The organism is Microbacterium sp. LjRoot205, assembly GCF_056175745.1.
Genome location: NZ_JBGFFH010000009.1, coordinates 75,406 through 101,612, shown reverse-complemented (window position 1 = coordinate 101,612; position 26,207 = coordinate 75,406). Strand labels below are relative to the sequence as shown.

At 67.7% G+C, this 26,207-nt stretch carries 23 protein-coding genes and 1 tRNA gene; 11 read left to right on the top strand and 13 right to left on the bottom strand.

Annotation, left to right across the window (positions count from 1 at the left end):
- The first annotated feature begins 32 nt into the window (after positions 1-32).
- From trmB to AC04ME_RS16065, 4 genes are all read left to right on the top strand, one after another.
- Entirely contained in the window at positions 33-758 is a 726-nt protein-coding gene (gene trmB / locus AC04ME_RS16080) for a tRNA (guanosine(46)-N7)-methyltransferase TrmB (RefSeq protein WP_042542162.1), read from the top strand.
- Positions 755-1,648, top strand: a complete 894-nt coding sequence (locus AC04ME_RS16075) for a CPBP family intramembrane glutamic endopeptidase (RefSeq protein WP_042541881.1) — start codon at positions 755-757, stop codon at positions 1,646-1,648. The genes trmB and AC04ME_RS16075 overlap by 4 nt, the downstream gene beginning before the upstream one ends.
- A 29-nt stretch (positions 1,649-1,677) precedes the next feature.
- On the top strand, positions 1,678-2,070 hold the full coding sequence (locus AC04ME_RS16070) for a DUF1304 domain-containing protein (protein ID WP_042541880.1): 393 nt from the start codon (positions 1,678-1,680) through the stop codon (positions 2,068-2,070).
- A gap of 62 nt (positions 2,071-2,132) precedes the next feature.
- The gene (locus tag AC04ME_RS16065; RefSeq protein WP_079112613.1) at positions 2,133-3,209 is read left to right on the top strand and encodes a DNA polymerase IV; all 1,077 of its coding nucleotides are present in this window, start codon (positions 2,133-2,135) and stop codon (positions 3,207-3,209) included.
- A gap of 20 nt (positions 3,210-3,229) precedes the next feature.
- Here the strand turns inward: AC04ME_RS16065 and AC04ME_RS16060 are convergent, their stop codons facing one another.
- From AC04ME_RS16060 to AC04ME_RS16050, 3 genes are all read right to left on the bottom strand, one after another.
- Positions 3,230-3,631, bottom strand: coding sequence for a RidA family protein (locus AC04ME_RS16060; RefSeq protein WP_042541878.1), 402 nt, complete (start codon positions 3,629-3,631; stop codon positions 3,230-3,232).
- A gap of 84 nt (positions 3,632-3,715) precedes the next feature.
- The gene (locus AC04ME_RS16055) at positions 3,716-6,355 is read right to left on the bottom strand and encodes a X2-like carbohydrate binding domain-containing protein (protein WP_475435984.1); all 2,640 of its coding nucleotides are present in this window, start codon (positions 6,353-6,355) and stop codon (positions 3,716-3,718) included.
- A gap of 56 nt (positions 6,356-6,411) precedes the next feature.
- Positions 6,412-8,616, bottom strand: a complete 2,205-nt coding sequence (locus AC04ME_RS16050; protein ID WP_475435982.1) for an alpha-galactosidase — start codon at positions 8,614-8,616, stop codon at positions 6,412-6,414.
- A 164-nt stretch (positions 8,617-8,780) separates the two neighbouring features.
- Here AC04ME_RS16050 and AC04ME_RS16045 point away from each other — a divergent pair, with 164 nt between their 5' ends.
- The 3 genes from AC04ME_RS16045 to AC04ME_RS16035 all read left to right on the top strand — a co-directional run bounded on the left by AC04ME_RS16045 (position 8,781) and on the right by AC04ME_RS16035 (position 12,429).
- Complete coding sequence (locus AC04ME_RS16045) at positions 8,781-9,755, top strand: ABC transporter permease (protein WP_079112616.1); 975 nt, start codon at positions 8,781-8,783, stop codon at positions 9,753-9,755.
- A complete protein-coding gene (locus tag AC04ME_RS16040) occupies positions 9,752-10,735 on the top strand; it encodes a carbohydrate ABC transporter permease (protein ID WP_231567638.1) in 984 nt (327 codons plus the stop codon). The genes AC04ME_RS16045 and AC04ME_RS16040 overlap by 4 nt, the downstream gene beginning before the upstream one ends.
- Before the next feature lie 65 nt (positions 10,736-10,800).
- A complete protein-coding gene (locus AC04ME_RS16035; protein ID WP_475435979.1) occupies positions 10,801-12,429 on the top strand; it encodes a type 2 periplasmic-binding domain-containing protein in 1,629 nt (542 codons plus the stop codon).
- 136 nt (positions 12,430-12,565) lie between these two features.
- Here AC04ME_RS16035 and AC04ME_RS16030 read toward each other — a convergent pair whose 3' ends face one another.
- The 6 genes from AC04ME_RS16030 to AC04ME_RS16005 form a co-directional block, all read right to left on the bottom strand.
- A complete protein-coding gene (locus tag AC04ME_RS16030) occupies positions 12,566-13,732 on the bottom strand; it encodes an ROK family transcriptional regulator (RefSeq protein ID WP_475435977.1) in 1,167 nt (388 codons plus the stop codon).
- 22 nt (positions 13,733-13,754) lie between these two features.
- Entirely contained in the window at positions 13,755-14,738 is a 984-nt protein-coding gene (locus tag AC04ME_RS16025; RefSeq protein WP_475435975.1) for an acetylxylan esterase, read from the bottom strand.
- A complete protein-coding gene (locus AC04ME_RS16020; protein WP_475435973.1) occupies positions 14,728-17,163 on the bottom strand; it encodes a glycosyl hydrolase family 95 catalytic domain-containing protein in 2,436 nt (811 codons plus the stop codon). Before AC04ME_RS16020 ends, AC04ME_RS16025 begins: the two co-directional genes overlap by 11 nt.
- A gap of 100 nt (positions 17,164-17,263) precedes the next feature.
- Positions 17,264-18,241 (bottom strand): zinc-binding dehydrogenase, encoded by a 978-nt coding sequence (locus tag AC04ME_RS16015; RefSeq protein WP_079112620.1) that lies wholly within the window; start codon positions 18,239-18,241, stop codon positions 17,264-17,266.
- Positions 18,242-18,285: 44 nt separating this feature from the next.
- Positions 18,286-18,708 carry an organic hydroperoxide resistance protein gene (locus AC04ME_RS16010; protein ID WP_042541872.1) on the bottom strand — a complete coding sequence of 141 codons (423 nt, stop codon included), beginning with the start codon at positions 18,706-18,708 and terminating at the stop codon, positions 18,286-18,288.
- Between the two features lie 47 nt (positions 18,709-18,755).
- Positions 18,756-19,199 carry a MarR family winged helix-turn-helix transcriptional regulator gene (locus AC04ME_RS16005; RefSeq protein ID WP_194286023.1) on the bottom strand — a complete coding sequence of 148 codons (444 nt, stop codon included), beginning with the start codon at positions 19,197-19,199 and terminating at the stop codon, positions 18,756-18,758.
- Between the two features lie 70 nt (positions 19,200-19,269).
- Here AC04ME_RS16005 and AC04ME_RS16000 point away from each other — a divergent pair, with 70 nt between their 5' ends.
- Positions 19,270-19,680: a hypothetical protein gene (locus AC04ME_RS16000; RefSeq protein WP_475435971.1), complete on the top strand. Its 411-nt coding sequence runs from the start codon at positions 19,270-19,272 to the stop codon at positions 19,678-19,680.
- Positions 19,681-19,744: 64 nt separating this feature from the next.
- Positions 19,745-21,379, top strand: a complete 1,635-nt coding sequence (locus AC04ME_RS15995; protein WP_079112622.1) for an MFS transporter — start codon at positions 19,745-19,747, stop codon at positions 21,377-21,379.
- A 13-nt stretch (positions 21,380-21,392) separates the two neighbouring features.
- On the opposite strand, the gene AC04ME_RS15990 is transcribed toward AC04ME_RS15995, so the two are convergent.
- Positions 21,393-22,484, bottom strand: coding sequence for an AI-2E family transporter (locus tag AC04ME_RS15990; protein ID WP_475436152.1), 1,092 nt, complete (start codon positions 22,482-22,484; stop codon positions 21,393-21,395).
- 287 nt (positions 22,485-22,771) lie between these two features.
- Entirely contained in the window at positions 22,772-22,993 is a 222-nt protein-coding gene (locus AC04ME_RS15985; protein WP_475435969.1) for a hypothetical protein, read from the bottom strand.
- A 105-nt stretch (positions 22,994-23,098) separates the two neighbouring features.
- Between AC04ME_RS15985 and AC04ME_RS15980 the strand changes: the two genes are divergently transcribed.
- Entirely contained in the window at positions 23,099-23,413 is a 315-nt protein-coding gene (locus AC04ME_RS15980) for a hypothetical protein (protein ID WP_228385686.1), read from the top strand.
- A gap of 126 nt (positions 23,414-23,539) precedes the next feature.
- Here AC04ME_RS15980 and AC04ME_RS15975 read toward each other — a convergent pair.
- Together AC04ME_RS15975 and AC04ME_RS15970 are read right to left on the bottom strand one after the other, a co-directional pair.
- Positions 23,540-23,612 (bottom strand) — tRNA-Arg (locus AC04ME_RS15975).
- Between the two features lie 16 nt (positions 23,613-23,628).
- Positions 23,629-24,441 (bottom strand): SGNH/GDSL hydrolase family protein, encoded by an 813-nt coding sequence (locus AC04ME_RS15970; protein ID WP_475435967.1) that lies wholly within the window; start codon positions 24,439-24,441, stop codon positions 23,629-23,631.
- Between the two features lie 70 nt (positions 24,442-24,511).
- Between AC04ME_RS15970 and argS the strand changes: the two genes are divergently transcribed.
- Positions 24,512-26,176, top strand: a complete 1,665-nt coding sequence (argS, locus tag AC04ME_RS15965) for an arginine--tRNA ligase (protein WP_311879348.1) — start codon at positions 24,512-24,514, stop codon at positions 26,174-26,176.
- The last annotated feature ends 31 nt before the right edge of the window (positions 26,177-26,207 follow it).

Here is a 26,207-nt window from a genome sequence, read left to right as displayed (position 1 = left end):
TGGCGTCGATCGCCGCCGACTACCCTGGAAGCATGCCCGAACCCCGCACCTTCCGCGACGAACCGGTCTCCTTCGTGCGCCGCAGCGGCCGGATGTCCGACGCGCAGGAACGCGCGTTCGAAGAGCTCGGACCGCACTACCTCCTGGATGTCCCTCGTGATGTCGCGTGGACCTCGGTGCACCCTGAAGCAAGGCTCGACCCGACCGTCGAATACGGACGGGCGGCCGATCTGTTCGTCGAGATCGGATCCGGCCAGGGGCACGCCATCGTCGCCGCGGCGTCGTCGCGACCCGATGACGACTTCCTCGCCGTCGAGGTCTTTCGCGCCGGGCTGGCGAGGACGATGCTCGATGCCGACCGCGAGGGCGCACGCAACGTGCGTGTGGTCGAGGCGAATGCGCCGGAGGTGCTGTCGTCTTACCTGCCCGAGGAAGCCGCAGCGGAGGTCTGGATCTTCTTCCCCGACCCGTGGCACAAGAAGAAGCACACCAAACGCCGGCTCGTCCGCCAGGGGTTCGGTGACACCGCCGCCCGCGCGCTTCGCGACGGAGGTCTCCTCCGCCTGGCGACCGACTGGGAGGACTACGCCCTCCAGATGCGCGACGTGCTCGACGACGAGCCGCTGTTCGAGCGCGCTTTCGACGGTGACTGGGCGGAGCGGTTCGACGGACGAGTCATGACGGCTTTCGAGCGCAAGGGGATCGCCAAGGGGCGCGACATCCGCGATCTCGTGTATCGGCGGAAGCCGCGCGCGTGATCGACATCCAGCGCACGTCGACCACCTGGCCCGCCGTCGCACCTGCGCTGCTCGTGTGCCTTGCGGCACCGGCGTTCTTCGTCGTGCAGATCGCCTGGCTCGGCTGGGTGCTGCTCGCGCTCGGCGTCGGCGCCGCCTGGCTGGTCGAACGGCGTGTGCCCTCGTCCCCGGATCAGACGGCGACCGTCGGCGCGCGGCCTGAGAGCGCTCGCGTGATCGGAGCGAGTCGTCGGCCTTCGCTCACCCGGGACCTCTCGTTGATCGCGCTCGGAATGCTCATCGTGAGCGTCATCCCGCTGGCGGCGGAGCTCGACAACCTGGCGATGCTGCGCTTCACGCTGGCGCTCGGAGGTGCGGTCGCCGTGCCGTACGTCGTCTCGCGCTTCGTCTTCCGAGATCGGGCGATCGGTTTCCCCTGGCGTGCACACCGGCGATGGGGGCGCCTGCAATGGGGCTGGCTGGTGGCGGTCCTGGTGCTCGGCTGGCTGATCCTGCCCTTCTACTTCATCACGAGCGGGGTCTATCAGAACTGGCCGGTCGTCGACTCGCCCGAGCTCATCGCGCGGCTGTTCGTCGGCGTCGGCGCAGTCGGCATCTGGGACGAGCTGTTCTTCATCTGCACCGTGTTCGCACTGCTGCGCAGACACTTTCCCGATGCCCTCGCCAACGTGCTGCAGATGATCGTGTTCGTCTCCTTCCTGTGGGAGCTCGGCTACCGCGAGTGGGGTCCGCTGCTCACCATCCCGTTCGCGCTACTGCAGGGGTTCATCTTCATGCGGACGCACTCGCTCGCCTATGTCGTGACCGTGCATCTGCTCTTCGACGCTGTCGTCTTCGCCGTGCTCGTGCACGCGCACAACCCCGGGCTGCTGCCGATCTTCCTGATCTGACAGCACGCGAGGGTCGATACGATCGAGTCATGCTCATCGTCGGACTCGTCCTCGCCGCGGCCGCTGCCGCCTTCCACGTCTTCATCTTCGCGCTCGAATCGCTCAAGTGGACCGAACCTGAGACGAGGAAGATCTTCGGCGTCGCCAGCGAGGCCGACGCCGTCACGATGAAGGCCCTCGCCTTCAATCAGGGCTTCTACAACCTCTTCCTGGCGCTGACCGCGCTGCTCGGCGTCGGCTTCGTGATCATCGGCCTCACGACGATCGGGCTGACTCTGGTCTTCGCCGGCACGGGGATGATGCTCGCCGCGGCACTGGTGCTCGTGCTCTCCGACCGCACCAAGCTGCGGGCGGCCGCGATGCAGGGCACTCTGCCGCTGCTCGCCGTGATCGCGACGGCGATCGGCATCTCGATCAGCTGAGCACCGCGCGCTGATCGTGTGCGAGGGGTGACTTCCCGAGTGACACGGGCCACACTCGATGCATGAGCGACTGGGTTCTGCACGTGGACATGGACCAGTTCATCGCTGCGGTCGAGGTGCTGCGCAGACCCGAGCTCGCGGGGCTCCCTGTGATCGTCGGCGGCAGGGGGGATCCCACGGAGCGAGCCGTCGTGTCGACGGCGTCGTACGAGGCGCGCGAGTTCGGCATCGGATCCGGGATGCCGTTGAAGATCGCGGCGCGCAAGGCGCCCGAGAACGCTGTCTTCCTGCCGGTGGATCACGACGCCTACGAGTCGGCGTCGACGGAGGTGATGTCGACGCTGCGCGCGCTGCCAGGGGTGGTGCTCGAGGTCATCGGCTGGGACGAGTGCTTCCTCGGCGTCACGACCGATGATCCTGAGGGGATCGCGCGCCTCGCTCAGAGCGCGGTGCTCGAGGCGACCGGGCTGCACTGCTCGGTCGGTATCGGAGACAACAAGGTGCGCGCCAAGATCGCCACCGAGTTCGGCAAGCCCCGAGGAGTGTTCCGGCTCACCGCCGACAACTGGTTCGAGGTGATGGGTGACAAGCCCACGCGGGGGCTCTGGGGTGTGGGGCCGAAGGTGCAGAAGAGGCTCGCAGCCCACGGCATCACGACCGTCCGTGAGCTGGCTGAGGCCGATGAGGGCCAGCTCACCGCGGAGTTCGGTCCCCGGATGGGCGTCTGGTATCACGGTCTGGGGTCGGGTCTCGGACCTGCTGTGGTCGACAGCACCCCCTGGGTGGCACGCAGCCACAGCCGTGAGACGACCTTCCAGCAGAACCTCACGACGCCCGCGGAGGTGCGGTCGGCGCTGGTCGATCTGGCCGGGCAGGCCTTCGACGACTGCGCCTCCGAGGGGCGCGCGGTCGTCCGCGTGCACCTCAAGGTGCGTTACGCACCGTTCGAGACGAAGACCTTCGGTCGCAAGCTGTCAGAGCCGACGACCGAGCGGGCCGAGGTCGTCGATGCGGCTCTCGCTCTCGGTGACACGCTCGATCGCGACCGTGAGGTGCGACTGCTCGGTGTTCGCGCCGAGATGGCCATGCCGGACGGCGGCGACTCGGCCGAGCGGACGCCGGTGCGGGGCAGAATCTGAACACCTGACGCCGGGTCAGGTCATTCGCGGATGACAGCGGCGATCGCGCTCACCTCGATCACTGCTCCGGGGACGCCGAGACCGGCCACCAGGGCTGCGGTCACCAGGGGAGGGGCGCCGTCGCGCGCGAGCGTGGATGCGACGGCGCCGTAGGCAGCGCGCAGATCAGCATCCTGATGGATATAGATGGTCCAGCTGATGACGTCGTCGAGGCTCGCGCCCGCTGACTCGAGGGCGATGCGGGCGTTCTGAACCGCTCGGAGCGACTGCTCGGCGGCATCCGCCGAGACGAGCGCGCCGGTCTCGTCGACGCCGTTCTGGCCGCCGATGTGGATCGTCGTGGCCCCTGGGGGGACGACGGCGACATGACTGAATGCGGGGCTCACGACGAGTCCCGCGGGCTGTGCGAGTGTGATCTCCATGCCGCAGAGTATGCACCCGGACGCGGACATCCGCGAGGCGCACGGGTGCTGCCGGGGCGGGCGCGAGGCCCGCCCCGGCAGTGATCAGCCGACCTTCTTGACCGTGTACCGGAACACGTCCGTGCGCAGCACGTCTCCCGACGTCTTCACGATCTTGATCGTGTGCTCCTTGTCTTTCAGACCCGAGACGGAGAACAGCTCCTGGGTCGAGACGCGCGATTCGTTGTGAGTGCCGATGCTCTCGACCTTCTTGCCGTCGATGTAGACGTCGACCGTGCCCTGGTCAGGGCCCTTCGGACCGATCCACGAGACGCCGGTTCCGCGGAAGCTGAATGCCACGGACGCTCCGTCAGCCACGGTGGCGTGCACGTCATCGAGGTGGTCTCCCGTGAAGTCGAAGTCCAGGGTCGTATCGCCGACGGGAAGCGTCGCAAGGTACGACGAGCGGATCGTGACCGTGCTGCCCGACAGCGTGAAGTCGACGTCGCGCTCGAGCGCATCGCCGGCGACGCTGATCGAGGCGAGCTCGCCGGGATCCCGCAGCACGTCGACGGCGACATCGGCGGGCGCGGCCTTGTTGAAGGCTCCCGAGGTCGTGCTCAGCTGGCTGTCGAGCGTGACGACCAGCTTGTCGAGGAGCATGAAGGAGCCGGACTTCTTCACCGCACGCAGGGTGTGGCTCCCGCTCGCGAGGTCGGCGACGCCGTAGACGACCTGCTGCGAGAGTCGGCCGTCCGCCGCAGGAAGCGACGTGTCCACGGTCTCCACGAGCTGACCGTCGAGGTAGATCTCGACCTCTCCCTGCGACTCGTGCTTCTCGGTGACGTATTGGATTCCCGTGCCCTGGAACGTGTACTCGAACGCCGCTCCGTTGGTCTCTGCGTAGTGCACATCGTCGCCGTGATCGCCGAGTCCTCGATTGTTGCTGTCGCCCCACGATCCGCTGTAGCCGATGCGTGCATCGTCGTCGTTCAGCGTCACCGTGAGACCTGTGGCGGGCGGGGTGGGCGTGCCACCCCCCGGGGTGTCGGACACGGCGACGGTGAACGGCTGCGATGTCGCCGGGACTTCGTTGCCGTCGTTGCGGATCCAGTCTCCGTCGTAGCCGACGCGCAGCGAGTCATCGTTCACCGTGAGCACGGCCTGCTTCGCAGGCGTCACCTTCAGCAGGCGCACACCATGGATCGGCACGCTCTCGGCTGTGAAGCCGTCGGCCTCCGTGCCCAGGTTCTTGCCGGCCCAGAGGTCGCGGATCTTCGCGGATCCGTCGAGACCGATGTCAGACCAGTCGACGGTGATGTCGGCGTCTGCACGACCGAGGTTGTACAGCGCGACCGTATATGTGCCATCGGGGTTGAGTGCGTACCAGACCTGCTGCTTCGTGCCGGTCGAGACCGGTCGCGCGGGGACACCCGCCTGATTCACGGCTATGACCTCGCGATTGGTGATCAGGTCGAGGCCGAACTCGTCGAGGTTCGTGAGGTCGTTGCCGAGGTACATCGGGGCGGCAGATGTCGCCCACAGCGTCGTCGCCGTGCGCCGTTCGTCGCGGGTGAGGCCGTCCATCCTGCCGTTTCCGACATTGAGGGAGTCGAGGTCGTTCCATCCGGCGGGTCCGGCGTGGCGCCACCAGTCGGAGAGCCGCGGGAACAGACGCGCGACGTTCTCCCAGGTCGTCAGCGCCTCGTCGCCGCAATAGCACTCGACGTCCCAGTCGATGCGCCAGCCGTCGGCGTACTGCTTCCAGTAGTCGGCGTAGTCGATGTCGACCGCCCACGACAGCTCGAACCAGATGTCGTTGCGTTCGAGGGCCTCAGACCAGGCGGCCACCTCCTCGCGAGCATCCATCGAGAGGTCGCCGATGCCGGAACCGGGCGTCACGCTGTCGAACTTGATGAAGTCCACACCCCACTCGCCGAGCAGGTCGGCGATCGAGTCGATGTACTTCTGCGTGCAGGGGTTGTCGAAATCCAAGCGGTAGCCGAAGCCCCAGTAGTCGCCCTGCTGCAGGGGCTGCTTGAGCAGGTTCTCGGTGGTGCAGCCCGGCGCGTTGTGGATCGGAAGCGCCTTCTGAGCGGTCTCCAGGCTCATGCCGGGGATGAGGTACAGGCCGACCTTCTGGCCGTTGCCGTGCACGCGGTCGATCACGGCATCCAGCCCGTCGGGGAACAGCGTCGTGCTGGGTATCGGGCGTCCGTACTCGTCCTGGCCGCCGTTCCACCCTGCGTCGATGTTGATGTACTCGTAGCCGAAGTCCTGCAGCTTGTCGTGCATGGCATCGGACTGCGCCATGATCTGATCGGCGGTGATCCACTGGCCGCCCTCGTAGACCTGCATGCTGTAGCTGCTCCAGCCCATGTAGGGCTTCGCGGACAGCTCGGAGATCCCGTCGTCGGCGTCCGACGTGGCTTTCGCCGCCTCCTTCGCCGGCGGTGCCTGGGTGGCATCGGGCGAGGCCGAGGGGGCGGGCTCGGATTCGGTCGGCGTCGGATCCTCCGTCGGGGGCGTGGTCTCGGGGGATTCCTCCGCCGGGGGCGGCGTCTCGGGAGAGTCCTCCGCGGGTGGTGACGGCGTGGAGACCGGGGTCGCTTCCGGCGCAGGCGTCGGGGTGGGCGTCGCCGCAGTCGCCCAGGTCGCGCCGGGGGCGAGACTCAGGACGAGTGCGGTTGCGGCGAGTGCCCCGGCGATCGAGGCCGCTCGCCTTCTCTGTCGATGGGTCTTCATTGCTTTCCTCTCGTTCGACTGCTCTGTCGTGTGGATGGGAAGGAAGAGTCGGGGTGTCAGCTGTCGGTGCGCCGGATCTCGATGAGCATCGCCTGCTGCGCGTTGAGGGTCGGGAGAGGAACCCCCACAGTGCTCAGGACCACTCCAGGCACGTCGATCGCGCCCGCCAGGGCGGTCGTCACCCACACGGGGTCGCCCCCGTGCCGACTCGCGGAGCCGAGGTCCTCGCGGATCCGGACGCTGTACGCCGCGTGCGCATCGAGCCCGGGGAAGCGCACTCGACCCGACTGACCCGCCGCCGAGGTCGCGAACCTGCTCCACGTGAACAGCGCCGCGGAACCGTCCTGGGCGACTATCCCCGAGAGCGAGGTCGCCTGATCGGCGAGGTCTGCGTTCACCACGCGACCGCTGTGCAGCAGGTCGCGGAACTCCCGGTACATGCCGGCCCAGCGGGCGATCGCGGCCAGCTCGTCGTCGTCCACCGATGTGAGGTCCTGCTCGATGCCGGCGTGAGCCGTGAGCGAGGTGGCGAGACGGAACGACAGATCGGTGGTCCGCGCCGTGGTGTGCGAGCGAGCGGCCCCGAGGTGAGATCCGATCAGTTCGGGTGGCACGATCGTGCGCGTCCACCGTTCGATCTGGATCCGCTCGACCGGATCGTTGCAGTCGGATGCCCACACGCGATCGGTGCGGTCGAGGATTCCGAGGTCGACCCGACCGCCGCCACCCGAGCACGTCTCGATCTCGAGCTCCGGGTGGCGCAGGCGGAGCTCGTCGAGCAGCCGGTAGAGCGCTTCGGTCTGCCGATGCACACTCGGACGATCGCCATCGGTGCCGCGACTCACCGCCTCGAGGAGGTCGCGGTTGTGGTCCCACTTGAGGTAGTCGATCGAATGCTCGCGGACCAGCGCGTCGATGCGTTCGAGAAGGTACTCGTATGCCTCGGGCCTGGCGATGTCCAGCACGTGCTGTGATCGGGATTCGGGCCCGAACCCTTCGGCGGGCCCGAGGACCCAGTCAGGATGCGACCGGGCGAGGTCGGAGTCGAGGTTGATCATCTCGGGTTCGAACCACAGGCCGAACTGCATGCCGTGTGCGCGGACGACGTCGACAAGCGGGCTGAGTCCCTGCGGCCAGACGTCCTCATCGACGAACCAGTCGCCGAGGCCGGCATCCGCCTCCCGCCGACCGCGGAACCAGCCGTCGTCGAGGACGATGCGCTCGACACACACCTCTGCAGCCCTCTCGATCAGGGCAGTCAGGCGGGCGAGGTCGTGATCGAAGTAGACGGCCTCCCAGGTGTTGAGGACCAGCGGGCGCGGGCCGCGCGGGTGCGAGTCCCGCGCGCGAAGTCGCCGGTGCAGTCGATCGCTGATCGCGTCGAGGCCGTCGTCTGACCAGACGAACAGGGCGGTCGGCGCGTCATAGCGCTCGCCGTCCTCAAGGATGATCTCGCCCGGGTGCAGGTCCTCGCCGGCGCCGAGGACCGAGCTGAATGCCCCCGCGCCCTCGGGAAGGCGCTCAGCGAGGTACTGCTGCTCGCCGCTCCATGCGAGGTGCACGGCCCAGATCTCGCCGTGACCGAATCCGAAGCCCTCGGTGCCGGCCGCGAAGAGGAAGGGCGAGTCATGGCCGGGCTTGCCACGGTGTGCGGACCGCAGGTGTGTTCCGAACCCGAACGGCGACCTCTGCGGAGACCGCTCACGACACCACTTGCCCGTGAAATCCAGGATCTCCGTCGCGCGTTCGGGAAGGGGAAGCAGGGCGAGGAACGCGCCGACCGTATACGCGGTGTCTCCGATCCGCGGGCTGAGTTCTGCGGCCCTGGTCAGCGAGGCGTCGACGGCGAGCACTCCGTGCGCGTCGAGGTGATACCGCAGCTCGGTGCGGATGCCGCAGACCTCGTCCTCGAACTCGAGCGTGATGCGGCCGCCGACTCCGTCTGACGGGATGACCACGTCGTGCCGAACGAGCCGTGGTCGCGGCGTCGTCGCGCGGCCCTGCGCGTGTCCGGACAGCGCGGGTGTTCCTGACCAGCCCTCGTACTCCGTGGGCAGAGCGGAGAACGAGCGGGGGATGTCGGGGGAGTTGTTGAGCTGAGCGGGGCTGGCGGTCAGCGCCAGCGCGTATGCCGTCGCCGCTGTGGCCTCGCCGAGGTCTGCGCCCCAGTGCAGGACACGGGGGATGGGGGCGGAGATCTGGAGAACGAATGCGACGCCTGAGGCGCGGAGTGCGACGACGGTGTCGGCACGGGAAGTCATGGGATAAGACCCTCCGGTAGTTACTTGACAACGTCAATAAATCACGTTTGCGAGGGACGTGCAAGCGATCCGCAGAAATCTCCGCCGCGAAAGTCGGCGTTTACTTTTTCCGCTGCACGTGATTTTATTACGTCGTAAAGTAACCCTGCCCTGGGAGGGCGATCATGAAGCTCAGTGCTGAGCACGCACCACCGGTCGAGGTCTCGACACCGGCTCCTCGACGTACCGACGCACGTTCCCGGTTCGCCCGCAGTCTGCGTCGATACTGGCAGCTGTACCTGCTGCTGTTACTGCCCGTCATCTGGTTCATCGTGTTCAGATACGTGCCCATGGCCAACGCCGTGATCGCGTTCAAGAACTACAACCCCATCGACGGCGTGTGGGGGAGCCCGTGGGTCGGGTTCGACAACTTCACGGCGCTCTTCCGCAATCCCGTGTTTCCGAAGCTGATCGGCAACACCTTCATCCTTGCCGTGTACACGCTCATCGCGAGCTTCCCTCTTCCGATCATCCTCGCGATCATGCTGAACGAGGTCAGGCTGCGGTTCTTCACACGCACCGTGCAGCTCGTGACCTACGCCCCGTACTTCATCTCGACGGTCGTGATCGTGTCGATGACGATCCTGCTGCTGTCGCCGAGAGTGGGGATCCTCGGGCGCACTCTCAGCTTCTTCGGTGCCGGACAGGTCGATCTGCTGGCGAGTGCCGACTTCTTCCGCCACATCTACGTGGCGACCGACATCTGGACGACGACCGGCTACTCGGCCGTCATCTACCTCGCGGCTCTGGCCTCGGTCGACACCTCCCTCTACGAGGCCGCGAAGATCGACGGCGCCTCGCGGCTGCAGAAGATCTGGTACGTCGACCTCCCCTCGCTCCTGCCCACCGCCACGATCATCCTGATCCTCGGTGTCGGCAACATCATGGCGATCGGATTCGAGAAGGCGTTCCTGTTGCAGAACGCGCTCAACCTCTCGACCTCGGAGATCATCCCGACCTACGTCTACAAGACGGGCATCCTCAATGCGAACTTCAGCCTCGGAGCCACCATCGGGCTCTTCAACGCCGTCATCAGCCTGCTGCTGCTGCTCGTCGTCAACGGCATATCCAAGCGAGTGACCGGAAGCGGGTTGTGGTGAGCACTGTGATCAGAGAACAGCCTCTCCTCACCGAGGAGATCGTCGTCTCGTCCGGCAGAGGACGCGGTCGGCGCCGACGCGACCCCCTGACCTCCGGCGTGAAGGTCAAAGAGACCCGCGCGGATCGCGTCTTCGTGATCGCCGCCTACCTGCTGCTCACGGTCTTCCTGCTCGTCGTGCTCCTGCCCCTGCTGAACATCGTCGCCAGCTCGTTCTCGAGTCCCCAGGCGGTCTCATCCGGGCGTGTGCTGTTCTGGCCCGTCGAGTTCACGCTCCGCGGCTACACGGAGGCGCTCAACAACCCGGCGATTCTCCGAGGATTCGGCAACTCGGTGTTCTACACCGTGGCCGGCACCGTCATCAGCGTCGCCGGCACCGTCGCCATCGCCTACCCGTTGTCGCGGGCCAACCTCTTCGGCCGCAAGACGCTCACCGGAGGCGTCGTGTTCACGATGCTGTTCTCGGGCGGAGTCATCCCGATGTACATCGTGGTGCAGTCGCTCGGTCTGCTCGATACGCGATGGTCGATGCTCCTCCCCAACGCGATCGGTGTCTGGCAGGTGATCATCGCGATGGTCTACTTCCGGACGTCGATTCCCGACGAGGTGTACGAGGCCGCGCAGCTGGACGGCGCGAGCGAACTGCGGATCCTCTGGACCATCGTGCTGCCGCTCGCGAAGCCTCTCCTCGCGGTCATCGCGCTGATGTACGCCATCATGCAGTGGAACTCGTACTTCGACGCCCTCCTCTACCTGCGCGACGCCGATCTGCAGCCGCTGCAGCTGGTGCTTCGAGGCATCCTCATCCTCAACGACGGCGGAGGCGGTGGCGATCTCGCCGCACAGCTCGAGCGCCGGGAGCTCGCAGACCTGCTGAAGTACTCGACCGTGATCATCGCGACGGTCCCGATGCTCATCGTCTACCCGTTCGTCGCGAAGCACTTCAGCAAGGGGATCATGGTCGGCGCCGTCAAAGGCTGATCAGACCCCACTCAGACCCACCACACACACCCGCACACCTGAACCGGTCAAAGGAGATTCCGGCAATGACACACCGCATCACACGAGGGGCGATCGCAGCGGTCACCGTCGTCGCGACGGGACTGGCGCTCGCCGCCTGCACCCCGTCGAGCGACGACAACGGCCAGCTGGTCGCATTCGGCCCACAGGGCGAGAACGGCTCGCTCAAGGACAACCTCTTCACACAGGAGGTCGAGAAGAAGTTCGACATCGACTTCGACTGGCAGACCACCACCTACGACGGCAGCGTCGCGGGAGAGAAGCGCCAGATCTCGCTCGCCAGCGGTGACTATCCGGACGCCTACTTCCTCGTGCCGTGGGTCGACGGATTCTCGCGCAACGAGATCCTCAAATACGGCCAGCAGGGCGTGCTCATGCCCGTGGAGGACCTGATCGACGAGCACGCGCCGAACCTCAAGAAGCGCTTCGAGGAGAAACCCGACTGGGAGCAGTCGGTCACCGCGCCGGACGGTCACATCTACGCCATCACCCAGTGGAGCGAGTGCTTCCACTGCAGCTACCCGTCGAAGCTCTGGATGAACACGACGTGGCTCGACGCGCTGGGACTCGAGCAGCCGACCACCACCGAGGAGCTGCGCACGGTGCTGCGTGCCTTCAAGGACGGGGACCCGAACGGCAACGGCGCGGCCGACGAGGTGCCGCTGAGCGGATCGGCGTCGGAGCCCATCATCAACTACCTGATGAACGCCTTCACCTATGCACCCGTCGGCGGGCCCTCCAGTCCGCCGCCGCTCGTGCTCGACGGCGACGAGGTCGTGCTGAACGCCACCTCTGACAGCTGGCGCGCAGGGCTCGAGTACATCACCTCGCTCGCCCAGGAGGGGCTGCTCGACACGGCGGCGTTCACTCAGAACGGCGACGCGCTGAAGGCGCTCGGCGACAGTGCGGATGCGCAGATCCTCGGCTCCGCCGTCACTCTGCACCCCTACGTCTTCGTCTCGGCGGACTCGCCGGACGGTCGCGACAAGAACTACGACGCGGTGGCACCCCTCGCAGGACCGGACGGTACGCAGCTCGCCACCTGGCGATCGCCCGTGAACCCGGTGGGGACCTTCGCCCTCACGAACAAGTCGACCGAGGAGGAGCGCATCGAGGCGATCAAGCTGCTCGACTACCTCGCCACGGACGAGGGGCAGATCCGCGCGTCCATGGGGCCCGAGGGCGAGGCCTGGGTGCCGGCTGAAGAGGGCGATCTCGCGCTCGACCCGGAGCTCGAGCCGACCTTCCGTCCCGTCACCTACGACGAGACCTCCAATGCCGCGTGGCGTTCGATGTCGCAGTACTGGGATTCGCTCGAGTTCCGCAACGCGCAGGTGGTGCCTGAGGACATCTACACGCCGGACGGCTACGAGCGACGTCTGCTCTATGCGACGCAGGAGTACGAGCCGTTCGCGCCCGACGAGAGCGTGCTCTTCCCGGTCGAGAAGCTGTGGCCCGACCTCGAGACCTCTGCCGAGCTCGCGGAGGTGCAGACGAACATCGCCACCTACATCACGCAGGCGCAGGCGGAGTTCGTCACCGGACAGCGCGACATCGCAGACGACGCCGCGTGGGACGCCTACGTCGCCGACATCGAGGGGCTCGGACTCGCACGCTACCTGGAGCTGCTGCAGGCGGCATACGACGCACTCTGATCGACCATGAGGTGCGCGGGACGGATCATCCGTCTCGCGCACTTCTGCGTCTGGCCGTCGCAGGAGCGGATGCGCAGCGGAGGGAGCGGATGCCGACGGCATCCGCTCCCTCCGGTCGAAGAGCTGTGGCCGACGGTCAGCGCACGAGCGACTGGATGGCGGCGGCGGATGCGCCTCGCGCCCAGTCCTCGAACGTGTGGGGCCGGGTCAGGATGCGGCAGCGCGCCGCAGCGCCGAACGCGTGCGCGTCGAACGCATCGTGCAGCGTCTTCTCGAAGAGATCGAAGTCGGAGACGCCCTCTCCGCCGATGATGACGACCTCAGGGCCGGTGAGGTTCACGAGGGTGGCGATCGCCGTGCCGATGAGGCGGGCGGCTTCTCGGAACGCGGCATCGGCGTCAGGGTCGCCCGCATGGGCGAGGGCCACGGCCTCATCGATGGCGATCGGGCGTCCGAGGGCGGCCGATACGGCTGACTCGATCGCGCCCGTCGATGCGGCCGCCTCGACGCAGCCGCGGCGGCCGCACGGGCAGACGAGAGACGGGTCGGCGAGCGGCAGGTGGCCGATCTCACCCGCGACGCCGAACGCGCCGCTGACGACCTCGCCGTTGAGGTGCAGGCCGCTGCCGATGCCGCGTCCGATCGTGACGATGGCGAAGGATGCGGTGCCGAGACCGACTCCGAACCAGTGCTCGCCGATCGTCAGGGCATGGACGTCGTTCTCCACGGTGACGGGCCAGGGAAGGCGCTCCTGCAGGAGGTCTCCGAGCGCCACATCGGCCCAGCCCATGATGTTCGACTCGCGCACGATGCCGGTGGAGCTGTCGACGTCGCCCGAGACGGCGACGCCGATGCCGGCGATCGCCGAGGCGCTCGCCCCGAGCTGGGTCTCGAGGGCATCGACGATCTCGGAGATCGTCTCGATCACGGTGCGGGGATCGTCGGCGGGGAGGGCGCGGCGCTCGCTGGCCAGCACGGTGGTCGCGAGGTCCGTGGCGACGGCGATGACCTCGTCGACGTTGACCTTGACGCCGATCATGACCATCGCGTCGAGGACGATGGACACCGGGCTCACGGGCCGCCCGGGGGTGCCGTCGCGGTGCGAGGCCGGCGGTGCATCGACGAGGCCGGCGGCGACGAGCGGGGCGACGGCCTTCGTGACGGCGGCCTGGGACAGCCCGGTCTGGCGGGCGATGTCGATCCTGCTGATGGGGCTGCGCGTCAGGATCGTCTCGAAGACCCGGGATCCCGCGTCGGACGCCGAGCGGATCAGGGTGGTACGCGCTACGGTGTCGTGGTCCATCGGGTCCTTCGGGTCGTGTCGGCTATCGTAGCGAATCCGCCGCCAGGCGGTCGGGCGCGCGCGCACCGAGATGCTCGGCTGCGAACTCCAGCGCGTTCTCCTCGTCGAGGTCCCCGCCGGCTTCGTGTCCGTTGTACGGCCAGAGCACCACGGTCTTGGGGCCGCCGTATGCGGTGAACGCGGGAAGCACCGTGTCGGGTGGTGCGATGCCGTCGAGGAGTCCCGTGCTGAGCAGCGCCGGGGCGTTCGCGCGCTTCGCATGGGTGATGCCGTCGAAATACCGAAGAGTCTCGAGAGCGGCCGCGGTGTCATTGCGACGGTCGGCGAAGTACTGCGTGAGCAGCGCGTACGGATGCTCGGAGCTCAGCACCGCCGCCCGGTCGAGCTCGCAGAGGAACGGGGCCTGCACGATCACGGCGGCAAGGTCCGGCACGAGGCCGGCGATCGCGAGCGCGATCCCCCCGCCCTGGCTCGCCCCGACCGCACCGACTCGTTCGGCGTCGACGAGGTCGATGGTGCGGAGGGCGTCGACGGCTCGCACGGCATCCGCATAGACCCGGCGGTAGTAGTACTCCTCGCGCGAGCGGATGCCGCGGGTGAGGAAACCGCCGGCCGAGGGGCCGCCGTCGGCGTGGTCGTCGTCGGTGTCGCCGTGCCCCTGCCCGCGGGCGTCGACGACGAGGTGGGCGTAGCCGGCCGATGCCCATCGCAGATCGCGCAGTGCGTGGCCACGGCCGTTGCCGTAGCCGAAGAACTGCACCAGCCCCGGAAGTGGTCCTTCGGTGCCGTGCGGCACGCGCAGCCAGGCGCGGATGGGTGTTCCGCCGAATCCGCGGAACGACACGTCGAACACGTCGATCTGCGTGAGGCGCGTGGGGTGCGCGGTGACGGTGAGGTCGAGGGGACGGCTGCGGGTCTTCTCGATCGTGTCCGCCCAGAAGACGTCGAAATCCTCGGGCTCGGTCTGAGTGGTGGGCGCGTCGATGAGACGCGTCTCACCGTGCACGGGACTCCGCCTCGTCCGCCTCGACAGAGCCGAAGCCGTGACGCGCGAGGTCGACCTGCCCGCCGGCGGGCACCAGGATCTCCGCCACCCGGTCGCCATCCGAGACGGTGACGTGCCTGTCGCGGTCACCGGGATTGCGGAGGATGCCGGAGGTCACCCGCCCGCCCACCCAGGCGATGTCGAGCACGAGGCCGGGGCGCGCAGCCATGCCCTGGACGTCTCCGTGATCCCACGAGAGGGGGAGCGCGGGAAGCAGGCGGACCGTGCCGCCGTGGCTCTGCACGAGCATCTCGGCGATCGCGGCAGGAAAGCCGAGGTTGCCGTCGATCTGGAACGGCGGATGCGTGCTGAACAGGTTGGGCAGAAGGCCGCCCCACTCCGACCCGTCGACCGGGCCGTGCCGGGTGGCGTCGCCGTCGAACGGGGTGAGTGCCTCCTCGAGCAGCGAGGCGGCGACCTCGCCCTGCCGTGCTCTGGCGCGCAGCGCCACCTTCCAGGCCCACGACCAGCCCATCGCGCCGGGACCGCGGGCGTCGATCAGTCGCACGGAGGCGTCGAACAGCTCGGGGGTGCGCTCGGGGGTCACCAGGTCGAGCGGGAACAGCCCGACGACGGGGGAGAGGTGCCGATGCAGAGGTTCGTGCTCTTCGACCTCCGCGGACCATTCGAGCAGGCGCCCGTCTGAGCCGACCTGCAGGGATGCGAGAGCCGCGAGCGCCTCTCTCACCTCGGCTTCGAGCGCATCGTCGAGGCCGAGCGCATCGATCGCGACGAGTGCGCGCTCGAACAGCGAGCCGATGAGGCTGAGGTCCGAGGTCGCGGTCAGGCCGAGGGGAGTCGGCCGGCCGTCGGCGGCGACGTAGGAGTTCTCGGGCGCGGTCGAGGGGGAGGCGTGCAGGTGGCCGTCGGCACCCGGCACGAGCCAGTCGAGACAGAACTCCACCGCACCGCGCATCACCGGCCAGATCCGTGCGCGCAGCAGCTCGGTGTCTCCGCCGAACTCGTACGCGTCCCACAGATTGTGGGTGAGCCATACTCCGCCCATCATCCAGATCGCCCAGCTCGCGGCGCCGTGGCCGTCGCCCACGGGCAGGCTCCAGCCCCAGACGTCGCTGTTGTGGTGGGCGACCCACCCGCGCGTCCCGTAGAGCTCGCGCGCGGTGTCGGTGCCCGTGCGTGCGAGCAGCTCGACGAGCGCGAGGAGCGGCTCGAGCGCATCGGGGTCGAGCAGCATCGGAGCCGCCCAGTAGTTCATCTCGGTGTTGATGTTGATCGTGTAGTTCGACGACCAGGCGGGCTGCAGCTGGTCGTTCCAGATGCCCTGCAGGTTCGCGGCGGGGCTGCCCGCGCGAGAGCTGGAGGCGAGGAGGTACATCCCGAATTCGGCGGCGACGGTCGCGCGCAGCAGAGGGTCGGAGCCGTGAAGGACATCGCGGTCGACGCTCCACTCGCCCTCACGCCGACTGCCGATCGCGAATCGCGCCCGAGTGATGCGTCGCCGGTCGGCGACGTGCTCGGCGAAGAGGGCGGAGACGTCGCGCTGAGCCGCGGTCTCCGCTCTCGCTCGTGCGCGATCCCGGATCGCCTCCCGAGAGGCGGTCCGCCAGTCCCCGTCGGCGTCGGCCCACCACGACCCGGCGCGCGACGATGTGGACAGGGCGATCAGCAGGCGGCGGGCATGGCGGACGATGAGGTGATCGCCGGTTCGACGCACCTCGCCGTCCGAGTCGAGCGACACCGCGACGGCCGCATAGGCATCGAACTCGGTGTCGTCATCGGTGTAGCGCAGGGGATCGACCGAGTCCTCGTGCAGTGGAGCGCCGTCGATCGGCGCCTGGACGTCGAGGACGAGGGCGTCGTGCGCATCGTGCGCATCGACGATGCGACCGCGCAGGGGCGTGGACAGCTCGATGGTCGCCGCGAACTCGACGGTCGAGGTGAGCTCGATGATCAGGACCTGTGCCGGAGCCGAGATCCAGGATCGACGGATGACGTCCCCGTTCGGGGTCCGGAGTGTCTCGGTGAGCGTCGCCGAGTCGAGATCGAGGACGCGGCACGGAGCGGACAGGTCGGCATCCTCATCGGCTTCGTGCACGCGGACGTGCAGGTCGGCGAGGGGGAGGAACTCCTGGGAGTAGGGACCCTCGAAGGCCATGAGGAGGTCCTCGGCGATGCGCACGTCACCGGCGCTGAGTGCCTCGCGAACCGCCGCGAGACGTTCGGGGCCGGCGCCCTTCGCGCGCACGTGCTGCAGTGCGCGCGCGGGGCCGTCGGGTGTCCCCGACCAGATAGTCGAGTCATTGAGCTGATAGCGACCGTCCGATCCGCCGAATGACATGGCGCCGATGCGGCCGTTGCCGAGTGGAGTCGCCTCCTCCCACTGGGTGGCGGGGGCGTCCCAGGTGAGGCGCAGTGTGTCGGTCATCGCACTCCGGTGTGTTCGATCGATCTCGATGTCACCGTCAGCGTATGCGGTATTAATTGCCGGTGTCAAGTAATGCCGGACACCCTGCGCCTCGCCGAGATCAGAACTGCAGAAGGACCTTGCCCACGCGGCCGGCGGTGTTGCTCGCACGCACAGCGTCCGCGGCGTCTGCGGCGTCGAAGACCCCGGCGACCGGCAGGGTAAGGGTGCCGTCGCTGACGCGCTGGATGAGTTCGCCGAACAGAGCGCCGCGTGTGGCGGCATCCATCGTCTGGATGACCTTGCTGCCCCAGAAGCCCTTGACGGTCGCCTGCTTGAAGATGACGTCTCCCGAGGCGATCTCCATCGTGGGCGAGTTCATGGCGCCGAAAGCGACGAGTGTGCCGCCCTCTCCGAGGAGCGACAGCACGTCTCCCGCAGACGATCCGCCCACGGAGTCGATGCCGAAGGCGATGTGCGCGCCGCCGGTGATCTCGGCGACCTGCTCGCGCCAGCCGTCGTCGTCGGTCGAGACGACGTTCTCGATGTCCTGTTCGCGGAGTTCGTCGACGCCGGCCGAGCGGCGCACGAGGCCGATGACATTGACGCCACGAGCGGCGCCGAGCTGGGCGAGCATGCGTCCGACCGCGCCGTTCGCCGCGTTCTGGACGATCCAGTCGCCCTTCTCGGCCCCCAGGAACTCCAGCAGGCTGATGGTGCTGAACGGCATCGAGACGAGCTGTGCCGCGCTCTCGTCGCTGAGCGACTCGGGAACCGGGATGAGACCTGCGGCGTTCGCGACCACGTACTCGGCCCAGGCGCCGAACGTGCCGCCGGTGGCGACCCGCTGTCCGACTGCCAGGCTGTCGACGCCCTCGCCGAGAGCGTCGACGATGCCGAGGGCCTCGGTGCCGGATGCCGCGGGCAGCTCGGGCTTGAAGCCGTAGGTGCCCCGGATGGTCCAGAGGTCGTGGTTGTGGATCGGCGACAGCACGATCTTCAGCCGCACCTGACCCGGGCCGGGCTCGGGGGTGGGGCGTTCGGTGACGGTCAGAACCTGTTCGGGATCGCCGAAGGTGTCATGGGTGAGTGCGCGCATTGTGTCTCCTCGTGGGATCGATCATGGGGGATGTTCGGGGTGGATCAGTCGTCGGTGACGGTGATCTCGACGTCGATGTTGCCGCGGGTCGCGTTGGAGTAGGGGCACACCTTGTGGGCGGCGTCCGCGAGTGCCTGGGCCTGGTCGTGGGGGAGGTCGGGGATGACGACCTCGAGCTGCACGGCGAGCCCGAAACCGCCCTCGCCGTTGGATCCGATCTGCACGCGGGCACCGACCGACGAGTCGGTGATCTTCACCTTCTGCGTGCGGGCGACCGACTGCAGCGCGGAGTGGAAGCACGCGGCGTAACCGGCGGCGAACAGCTGCTCGGGGTTGGCGCCGTCTCCGCTGCCGCCCATCTCCTTGGGGATGGCGAGGTCGAGCTCGAGGTTGCCTTCGCTCGTGGCGACGCGGCCGTCGCGGCCGGCTCCTGTGGCGAGGGCCTCGGCGGTGTAGAGAGCTTCCATGATGGGGATTCCTTCCGGTTGTGGTCAGTCGGCGCGCGGTGTGCGCGTCAGGGGTGCGGGGTGGCGCCTGTCTTCTGCAGCCGCTCGGTGAGCTCCTGCAGCTCGGCGATCAGGCGGTGACGCTGGTCGTCGTCCTGCATGCCGGCGAGGGCTGCGATCGTCGTGTGGACCGACGCGACCTCGGTGCGCAGCGCCGTGCCCGCCTCGGTCAGCCCCACCGTGACGACCCGCTCATCGGCCGAGCTGCGGGCTCGGGTCACGTAGCCCGCCTGCTCGAGGCGACGCACGAGGGGGGAGAGGGTGCCCGAATCGAGCTGCATCGCGTCTCCCAGCGACCCGATCGTCTGCTCGCCCTCCATCCAGAGGATCGCGAGCACCAGGTACTGCGGGTAGGTGAGACCCCAGGGTGCGAGGAGGGCTCGGTAGGCCTGCGTCGTCGCTCGGGCGGCGGAATACAGCGAGAAGCACACCATCTCATCGGTCACGGCCATCTCTCAAGCATTGCACACGATTAGATTGTGCACAATCTAATCGTGTTCGAGTCCTCGCTACGATGAGGCCGTGCGGCTCCGTCCCGTCGACCTCGTCGACATCTTCGTCTACCTCGTGGTGCTCGGCGTCTTCATCCAGCTGTTCCCCGAGGTCATCTCCGAGTCATTCCTTCTCGCCCTGCTGACTGCGGTGCTGCTCAAGGTCGTGCTCGAGGGAGTGCTCTACGTGAAGAAGCGCATCGTGGCGCGCATCCGCGGAACGCACAGCCGCTGGGTCAGAGTGCTGAACGTCGCCGCGTTGCTCCTCGTCCTTCCCGGTAGCAAGTTCCTCGTGCTCGAGATCGTGGCGTGGGTCGTCGGTGACGCCGTGTATCTGGGTGGGTTCTTGCAGGTGACCGCGCTCATCATCGTGCTCATGCTCGCAAGGGGTGGCGTTCGGAGGATCGTCGATCGTCCGGCCGTGGAGGCGCACGCCGACTGATTGCCGCTGAGAGGCGGTGAACAGATTCGTGACACCTGTCTAATTGCTAGCTAGGCTAGTAGTCATGGAACGCTACATTCGCCTGCGCTGGGTGGGCCTGGTCTTCATCAGCATCGCCGTGTCGCTGATCATCGTCGATTCGACGATCGTGAATGTGGCGATTCCGGCGATCGTGGACGATCTGGGTATCACCTCGACCGAGGTGCAGTGGGTGCAGGAGGCGTACACGCTGGTGTTCGCCGCCCTGCTCCTCGTGTTCGGCAGTCTGGCGGATCGTTTCGGACGACGGCGCGTGATGCTCATCGGCGTCGTCGTCTTCGCGGCGTCCTCGGTGCTCGCGGCGTTCGCAGCGGACGGCGGGATGCTGATCCTCGCGCGTCTCGCGCAGGGAGTCGGCGGGGCGATGATCCTGCCGACGACACTGTCGATCATCAATGCGACGTTCCGAGGCCGCGAGCGCGGCATCGCCTTCGCGGTGTGGGGCTCGACGATCGGCGGTATGGCAGCTGTGGGCCCTCTGCTCGGGGGATGGCTGACGACGGCGTTCTCCTGGCGCTGGGCTTTCGGCATCAACATCCCGCTCGGGATCGTCATCATCATCGGGGTGCTGCTCACGGTCGCCGAATCGCGCAGCGATCGGACGTCGAAGATCGACGTCGTCGGAGCGATCCTCGCGGTGATCACGATGGCGAGTCTCGTGTTCGGTCTGATCGAGGGGCGTACCTACGGGTGGTGGCTCGTCGACCAGCGTCCGCAGATCGGCGACTGGACCTGGCCGTCGGACGTGTCTCCGATCCCGTTCGCCTTCGCGCTGGCCGTCGTCGCCCTCGTCGCCTTCATCGCGTGGGGCGTCCACCGGGAGCGCCGCGGCAGGTCGACCCTTCTCGCCCTGCGTCTGTTCTCCATCCCGTCGTTCCGCAACGGCAACATAGCGGCGACAGTGGTGTCTCTGGGCGAGTTCGGCATCATCCTCGCGCTGCCGTTGTGGCTGCAGTTCGTCCTGGGGTTCGATGCGCTGCAGACGGGCCTGCTGCTGCTCGCCCTGGCCGGCGGGTCGTTCGTGGCCAGCGGCGCGGCGGGCGCGGCGAGCGGCAAGATCGCTCCGGTCTGGGTCGTGCGGGCGGGACTTCTGGCCGAGATCATCGGCGTCGCAGGCGTCGGCTTCGTCATCGCCCCAGACGCGTCGTGGGTGCCCCTCATCCCGTTCCTCTTCGTCTACGGACTCGGTGTCGGCCTCGCCACAGCTCAGCTGACGGGTGTCGTGCTCGCCGACGTGCCGGTCGATGACAGCGGCGCGGCGTCGGGCACCCAGTCGACGTCGCGCCAGCTCGGTGCTGCTCTCGGTGTCGCCGTGCTCGGGACCGTGCTGTTCACGAGCACGGCCGGGATCCTCTCATCGTCACTCGATGCACGGGGGCTTCCGGTCGAGCAGCGCGATCAGATCGTGTCGTCCGTCGTCGACAGCGCCGGCGCGGCGATCAGCGGGCTCGAGGCGCAGCCCGAGACCGCCGAGATCGCAGACGATGCGAAGTCGGCGTTCTCCGACGGCACCCGGTTCGCCGCGTGGACGGCGGCGGGGTTCCTGTCGCTCGGATTGCTCTCGACGATCTCGCTCGGCGCCGGTGCGGGCGCCAAGCCACGCCGGGACGAGGACGCAGCGGCCGCAGATGCAGCGCCGGGGAGCGGCGCATCCGATTGACGGAGGCCGTGTCCTAGCGGTCGCCTGATCGGTGGTCGCGTGCGGAACGTTGACGCCGGGGTCTCGTTTCAGGTCTCTCCTCTGCGGGGTGCTCCTCTGAAGGAACCGCATTCCGGTCACCGGAGAGCCACCGAAGCCATGTCGTGCTCGGGTCGCTTTCGAGCACCAGAGTGCGCACGAGCAGGGTGAGCGGAATGGACAGGATCGCTCCGAGCGGTCCGATGATGAAGGTCCAGAAGATCACCGAGAGGAAGCTCAGTGTGAGGCTGAGGTCGACGGCGTCGCTGACGAACTTGGGCTGCACGAGGACCTGCAGCACGACGTTGACGACGCAGTAGACGGCGATGACGCCCAGGAGCAGAGGCCAGTCGCCGACGATGAACGCGAGGATGGCCGGTGGGACGAGTCCGAGAATGAATCCGATGTTGGGGATGAAGTTCGTGACGAACGCGAGGATCGCCCAGACGATCGGAACCGGGATTCCCATCCACCACAGCGCGAGCCCGTCGATGACCGCGACGATGGCGCCGAAGGTGGCGTTCACGACGTAGTACCTGCGGATGCCGGAGTTGAGGCGCACGATGCGCTCGATCGTCGCACCCTTGCTCGCTGCGAAGAGCACGGGAGCTTGACGGTAACGGGCGGCGTCGACGGCCATGAAGATGATGTACGCGCACACGAAGAACAGCGCGGTGGCCACGCTGAGCGCTGTGCCGCCGACGCTTCGCGCGACGGCGAGCAGCGTCGCGGGATCGAGAACCGAGGCCGCAGCGTCCGACGACTCCGCGTCCAGCCCGAGGGACCGCAGTGAAGAGATGAGCTGATCCGCGGCGCGGGTCAGACCGCCCTCGGAGGTGAGGTCGCTGATCAGTCGAGCGAACTGCGTCCCCGCGAGCCACAGCAACGCGCCCATGGCCAGGAGTATCAGGTAGGCGAGGGCGATGACGGCTGTCGTTCCGGCCCACCGGGGCCGGCCGCGCCGATCGAGTGGTCGGCGGAGGGGCTCGCAGATCACCACGATCGCGATCGCGAGCGCGACGGGCCCGAACACCTCTCGGGTGAAGTACACCCCGGCGAGAGCGACGGTCGCCGCCGCGAGCGTCAGGAGGACGCGCAGGTTGGGGGAGAGCCCCCCCAGCCTCAGCAGGAGTGGGAGCGTGAGCGGTGCGTGTGGGGCCGTGGACGTCCTTCAGCCGACGATTGCGCAGCATCTCACGAATCATAGGCGGTGAGTGGCGCTCCCAGTGATGTCTCCGATCCGGGTCACACCACGGCGCCGCGTTCGCTCGGGGCGCGACGCTCGGACAGCTGATGACCGTGCGCGGTCAACGCGTAGCGGGAGCGTCGAGTGAACCAGTCCGAGCAGTGTCCGGTGCGCCGGTTCACGCGTGACTAGTCGTAGCTGCGGTGGACGTGCCAGCCGTCCTCGCCCTTGAAGACATCGAACACCAGCGACAACCCGTCGTCGTTCGTGCCCTGGAAGCGCCATCCATAGAGCCCGTGATGCTGAGTCGCCGATGCGGACCAGATCGAGTGGCGTAGGCGCGTAGGGGTGTCGGACACCCTCCATCGGTGACCGGCGAAGACCATGCGCGACGGGATGTCATTGACCATCCATAGGGTGGCCGGGAGGTGATCTGTCGTCGGTCGCATGAGTTCAGAATAGAACATAGCTTCGAATGTTGCTACCCTGAACTCAGGCCGGAGAAGGGAGCCGGCGTGGGGTCTAGCAAGCGTCTCGCTGCTCACTACGACATGCGATCCCAGTACCAGGCGATCCTCGCGGCCGCTCGATGTGGACCCCTCCAGTCCCTGACTGACCGCGAACTCGCACTTCGAGAACAGCCGGTCACCATCTACCCGCAGCCATACCGTGCAGTCCGCGCGTGGGTGCGGTTCGGGCCGGAGGCCATTCGTGTGGACGCCAAGCTCGCCCGCTCCACACCCGAGGCCGCAGGTATCGAGTTCCGTGCCGGCGAGACCACGTTCCGATGCTGGGTCTGGGGTAACGCCGTGACGGCCGACGACGCCTGACTTCGTGTCGTGCGCTCACGTCGCGCAGAGCACCAACGAGAAAAGCCGCCTGAACCCAGGCGGCTTCTCTCGTGTTTGCGGGTCCGCGTGCGAATCTCACTCGTTCCGCATGCAACCCATCATGTGTGCCCCCGACAGGAGTCGAACCTGCGACCTACGGTACCGGAAACCGGCGCTCTATCCACTGAGCTACGGAGGCGTACCGATCGACAATATCACTGCTCGGGAGTGGTCTCCGACCCACCGGCTTCGGTCACCGGCGCGTCGCCCAGTTCGCCCAGCGCCGCGGCCAGTTTTTCGGCGAGGTAACGGTGGCCGTCCGTCGACGGATGCTTGCGGCCCACCTCGACGTCGATGACCGACAGATAGTTCTGCTCGGTGATCCAGTCCTGCGCGACGGGGGAGATGTACCACCAGCTGCGAGCCGCGGCGAGTTCGCCGAGATCGGCGTCGATGCGAGCGGTCTCGGCGCCCACGGGCAGCTCGTGGGGCGCCGGGCCCAGGATGACGATCGTTGCCTCCGGATACTTCGCGGCCATCGCATCCCACGCGGCGGTGACGGCCTCTCGGTACCCGGCCTCGCCCTGTGCCCGGTCGTTGATCGACCCCTGCAGGATGATCAGGTCGGGGCTGAGCGCGGGGTCCAGAGCGGCGATGCGCTCGCCGAAGGCGGGGCCGTCGAGTCCGGGCTTGAGGTAGCCGCTGCCGCGGACGCCGTCGACGATCGTCTCGCCGTCGATCAGGGCGGCGAGCTGATAGGCGTAGCCGAGGGTCGGGTCGGTCGCAGCCGATCCGTAGGTCCAGGAATCGCCGAACACGAGCACGGTCGGATGCTCGGGAAGATGGAGCGGAACCGGCGCGATCGCGACGCCGTCTTCATTCGCGACGGCGGCCGCACCGACGGGTGCCGAGGACGGCACCGGAACCCACGGGCGCCAGACACCGAGGACGACCGCGGCGAGCGCCAGGATCACGGCGACGGCGAGGCCTGCGACGGGCAGACGGCGGCGGGCGGGGGCGGCCTTCATGGCATGACTTTAGATCACGATCCCGCCCGCGCAAATTCCGACGCGTGACGCGCCGTAAACTGGGAGGCCTATGAACCCTGAAACGCTCGCCACAGCCCTCCTCGCCGTCCTCGCACCGATCGCCGAGGAACGACGTCCTGGCGAGCCGCTCGGACTCACCGCAGCAGACATCGTCTTCGAGCGTCCTCGCAACCGCGACCACGGAGACTGGGCCTCGAACATCGCGATGCGCCTGGCGAAGCCGTTCGGCACGAACCCCCGTGAGCTCGCGCAGCAGATCGCGGACGGGCTCGCGCAGGTCGACGGCGTGCAGAGCGCAGAGGTCGCGGGGCCCGGGTTCATCAACATCCGCCTGGATGCGGCTGCAGCCGGCGCACTGGCGAAGGTGATCGTCGACGCCGGTGCCGAATACGGGCACAACGACACCCAGGCCGGGCGCAGCATCAACATCGAGTTCGTCAGCGCGAACCCGACCGGACCGCTGCACATCGGCCACACCCGCTGGGCGGCGCTGGGCGACGCGATCGCCCGGGTGCTCGCGGCCTCAGGCGCGAAGGTCGCCAGGGAGTACTACATCAACGACGCCGGCGTGCAGATGGAGCGCTTCGCCAACTCGGTGCTGGCCGCAGTCAAGGGCGAGCCCACCCCCGAGGGCGGATACGCCGGCAGCTACATCGGCGACCTCGCCGCACGGGTGCTCGCTGCGCGCCCCGACCTGCTCGACCTGCCCGGCGACGAGCAGGTGGTCGTGACGCGCGAACTCGCTTACGGCTTCCAGCTCGAAGAGCAGAAGCAGTCCCTCTCGAAGTTCAACGTCGATTTCGACGTGTGGTTCTCGGAGCGCACTCTGCACGCCAAAGACGAAGACGGAGTCAGCTTCGTCGACCGTGCCGTCGATCGTCTGCGCGAGCAGGGGCACGTGTTCGACCACGAGGGCGCTGTCTGGGTGCGCACGACCGACTTCGGCGACGACAAAGATCGTGTGATCCGTCGCTCCAACGGCGAGTACACCTACTTCGCCGCCGACGCCGCGTACTACCTCAACAAGGGCGATCGCGGCTTCGAGTACAAGCTGTACCTGCTGGGCGCCGACCATCACGGCTATGTCCACCGCCTCAAGGCGATCGCGGGCGCGGCAGGGGAGGACCCCGAGAAGAACGTCGAGGTGCTGATCGGGCAGTTGGTCTCGGTGGGCGGTGCACGTCTCAGCAAGCGCGCCGGAAACATCATCGAGATGGACGATCTGCGCGAGTGGCTGGGCACCGACGCTCTCCGCTACTCGCTCGAGCGTTCGCCCGCCGACTCTCCTCTCGCACTCGACCCCGAGCTGCTGCAGAAGCGCACGAACGACAACCCGGTGTTCTACGTCCAGTACGCGCATGCTCGCACGCACAACGTCGCGCGCAACGCCGCCGACTCCGGGGTGGACCGTTCGGAGTTCTCTCCCGAGACGCTCACGCACGAGACCGAGAGCGCGCTTCTCGGCGCCCTGCAGGAGTTTCCTCGCATCGTCGCGTTCGCGGCTGAGGTGCGCGAGCCGCACCGGGTCGCGCGCTACCTCGAAGAGCTCGCGGGCCTCTACCACCGCTGGTACGACAACTGCCGGGTCATCCCACAGGGCGACGACCCTGTCGAGACGGTGCACCGCACGCGTCTGTGGCTCAACGACGCCGCAGGGCAGGTGTTCCGCAACGGACTCGACCTGCTCGGTGTGTCTGCGCCAGAGCGCATGTGACTCCGGTTGCCGTCCGGCGTCGTAGGGCAGG

What these genes read in the sequence shown, in the direction of transcription:
- AC04ME_RS16035 (WP_475435979.1), top strand. Translation starts at nt 10,801, where the DNA reads ATGACACACCGCATCACACGAGGGGCGATCGCAGCGGTCACCGTCGTC.
- AC04ME_RS16030 (WP_475435977.1), bottom strand. Translation starts at nt 13,732, where the DNA reads ATGGACCACGACACCGTAGCGCGTACCACCCTGATCCGCTCGGCGTCC.
- AC04ME_RS15985 (WP_475435969.1), bottom strand. Translation starts at nt 22,993, where the DNA reads ATGGTCAATGACATCCCGTCGCGCATGGTCTTCGCCGGTCACCGATGG.
- AC04ME_RS15970 (WP_475435967.1), bottom strand. Translation starts at nt 24,441, where the DNA reads ATGAAGGCCGCCCCCGCCCGCCGCCGTCTGCCCGTCGCAGGCCTCGCC.
- AC04ME_RS16010 (WP_042541872.1), bottom strand. Translation starts at nt 18,708, where the DNA reads ATGGAAGCTCTCTACACCGCCGAGGCCCTCGCCACAGGAGCCGGCCGC.
- argS (WP_311879348.1), top strand. Translation starts at nt 24,512, where the DNA reads ATGAACCCTGAAACGCTCGCCACAGCCCTCCTCGCCGTCCTCGCACCG.
- AC04ME_RS16005 (WP_194286023.1), bottom strand. Translation starts at nt 19,199, where the DNA reads ATGGCCGTGACCGATGAGATGGTGTGCTTCTCGCTGTATTCCGCCGCC.
- AC04ME_RS15995 (WP_079112622.1), top strand. Translation starts at nt 19,745, where the DNA reads ATGGAACGCTACATTCGCCTGCGCTGGGTGGGCCTGGTCTTCATCAGC.
- AC04ME_RS16015 (WP_079112620.1), bottom strand. Translation starts at nt 18,241, where the DNA reads ATGCGCGCACTCACCCATGACACCTTCGGCGATCCCGAACAGGTTCTG.
- trmB (WP_042542162.1), top strand. Translation starts at nt 33, where the DNA reads ATGCCCGAACCCCGCACCTTCCGCGACGAACCGGTCTCCTTCGTGCGC.
- AC04ME_RS16070 (WP_042541880.1), top strand. Translation starts at nt 1,678, where the DNA reads ATGCTCATCGTCGGACTCGTCCTCGCCGCGGCCGCTGCCGCCTTCCAC.
- AC04ME_RS16060 (WP_042541878.1), bottom strand. Translation starts at nt 3,631, where the DNA reads ATGGAGATCACACTCGCACAGCCCGCGGGACTCGTCGTGAGCCCCGCA.
- AC04ME_RS16045 (WP_079112616.1), top strand. Translation starts at nt 8,781, where the DNA reads ATGAAGCTCAGTGCTGAGCACGCACCACCGGTCGAGGTCTCGACACCG.
- AC04ME_RS16020 (WP_475435973.1), bottom strand. Translation starts at nt 17,163, where the DNA reads ATGACCGACACACTGCGCCTCACCTGGGACGCCCCCGCCACCCAGTGG.
- AC04ME_RS16065 (WP_079112613.1), top strand. Translation starts at nt 2,133, where the DNA reads ATGAGCGACTGGGTTCTGCACGTGGACATGGACCAGTTCATCGCTGCG.
- AC04ME_RS16055 (WP_475435984.1), bottom strand. Translation starts at nt 6,355, where the DNA reads ATGAAGACCCATCGACAGAGAAGGCGAGCGGCCTCGATCGCCGGGGCA.
- AC04ME_RS16050 (WP_475435982.1), bottom strand. Translation starts at nt 8,616, where the DNA reads ATGACTTCCCGTGCCGACACCGTCGTCGCACTCCGCGCCTCAGGCGTC.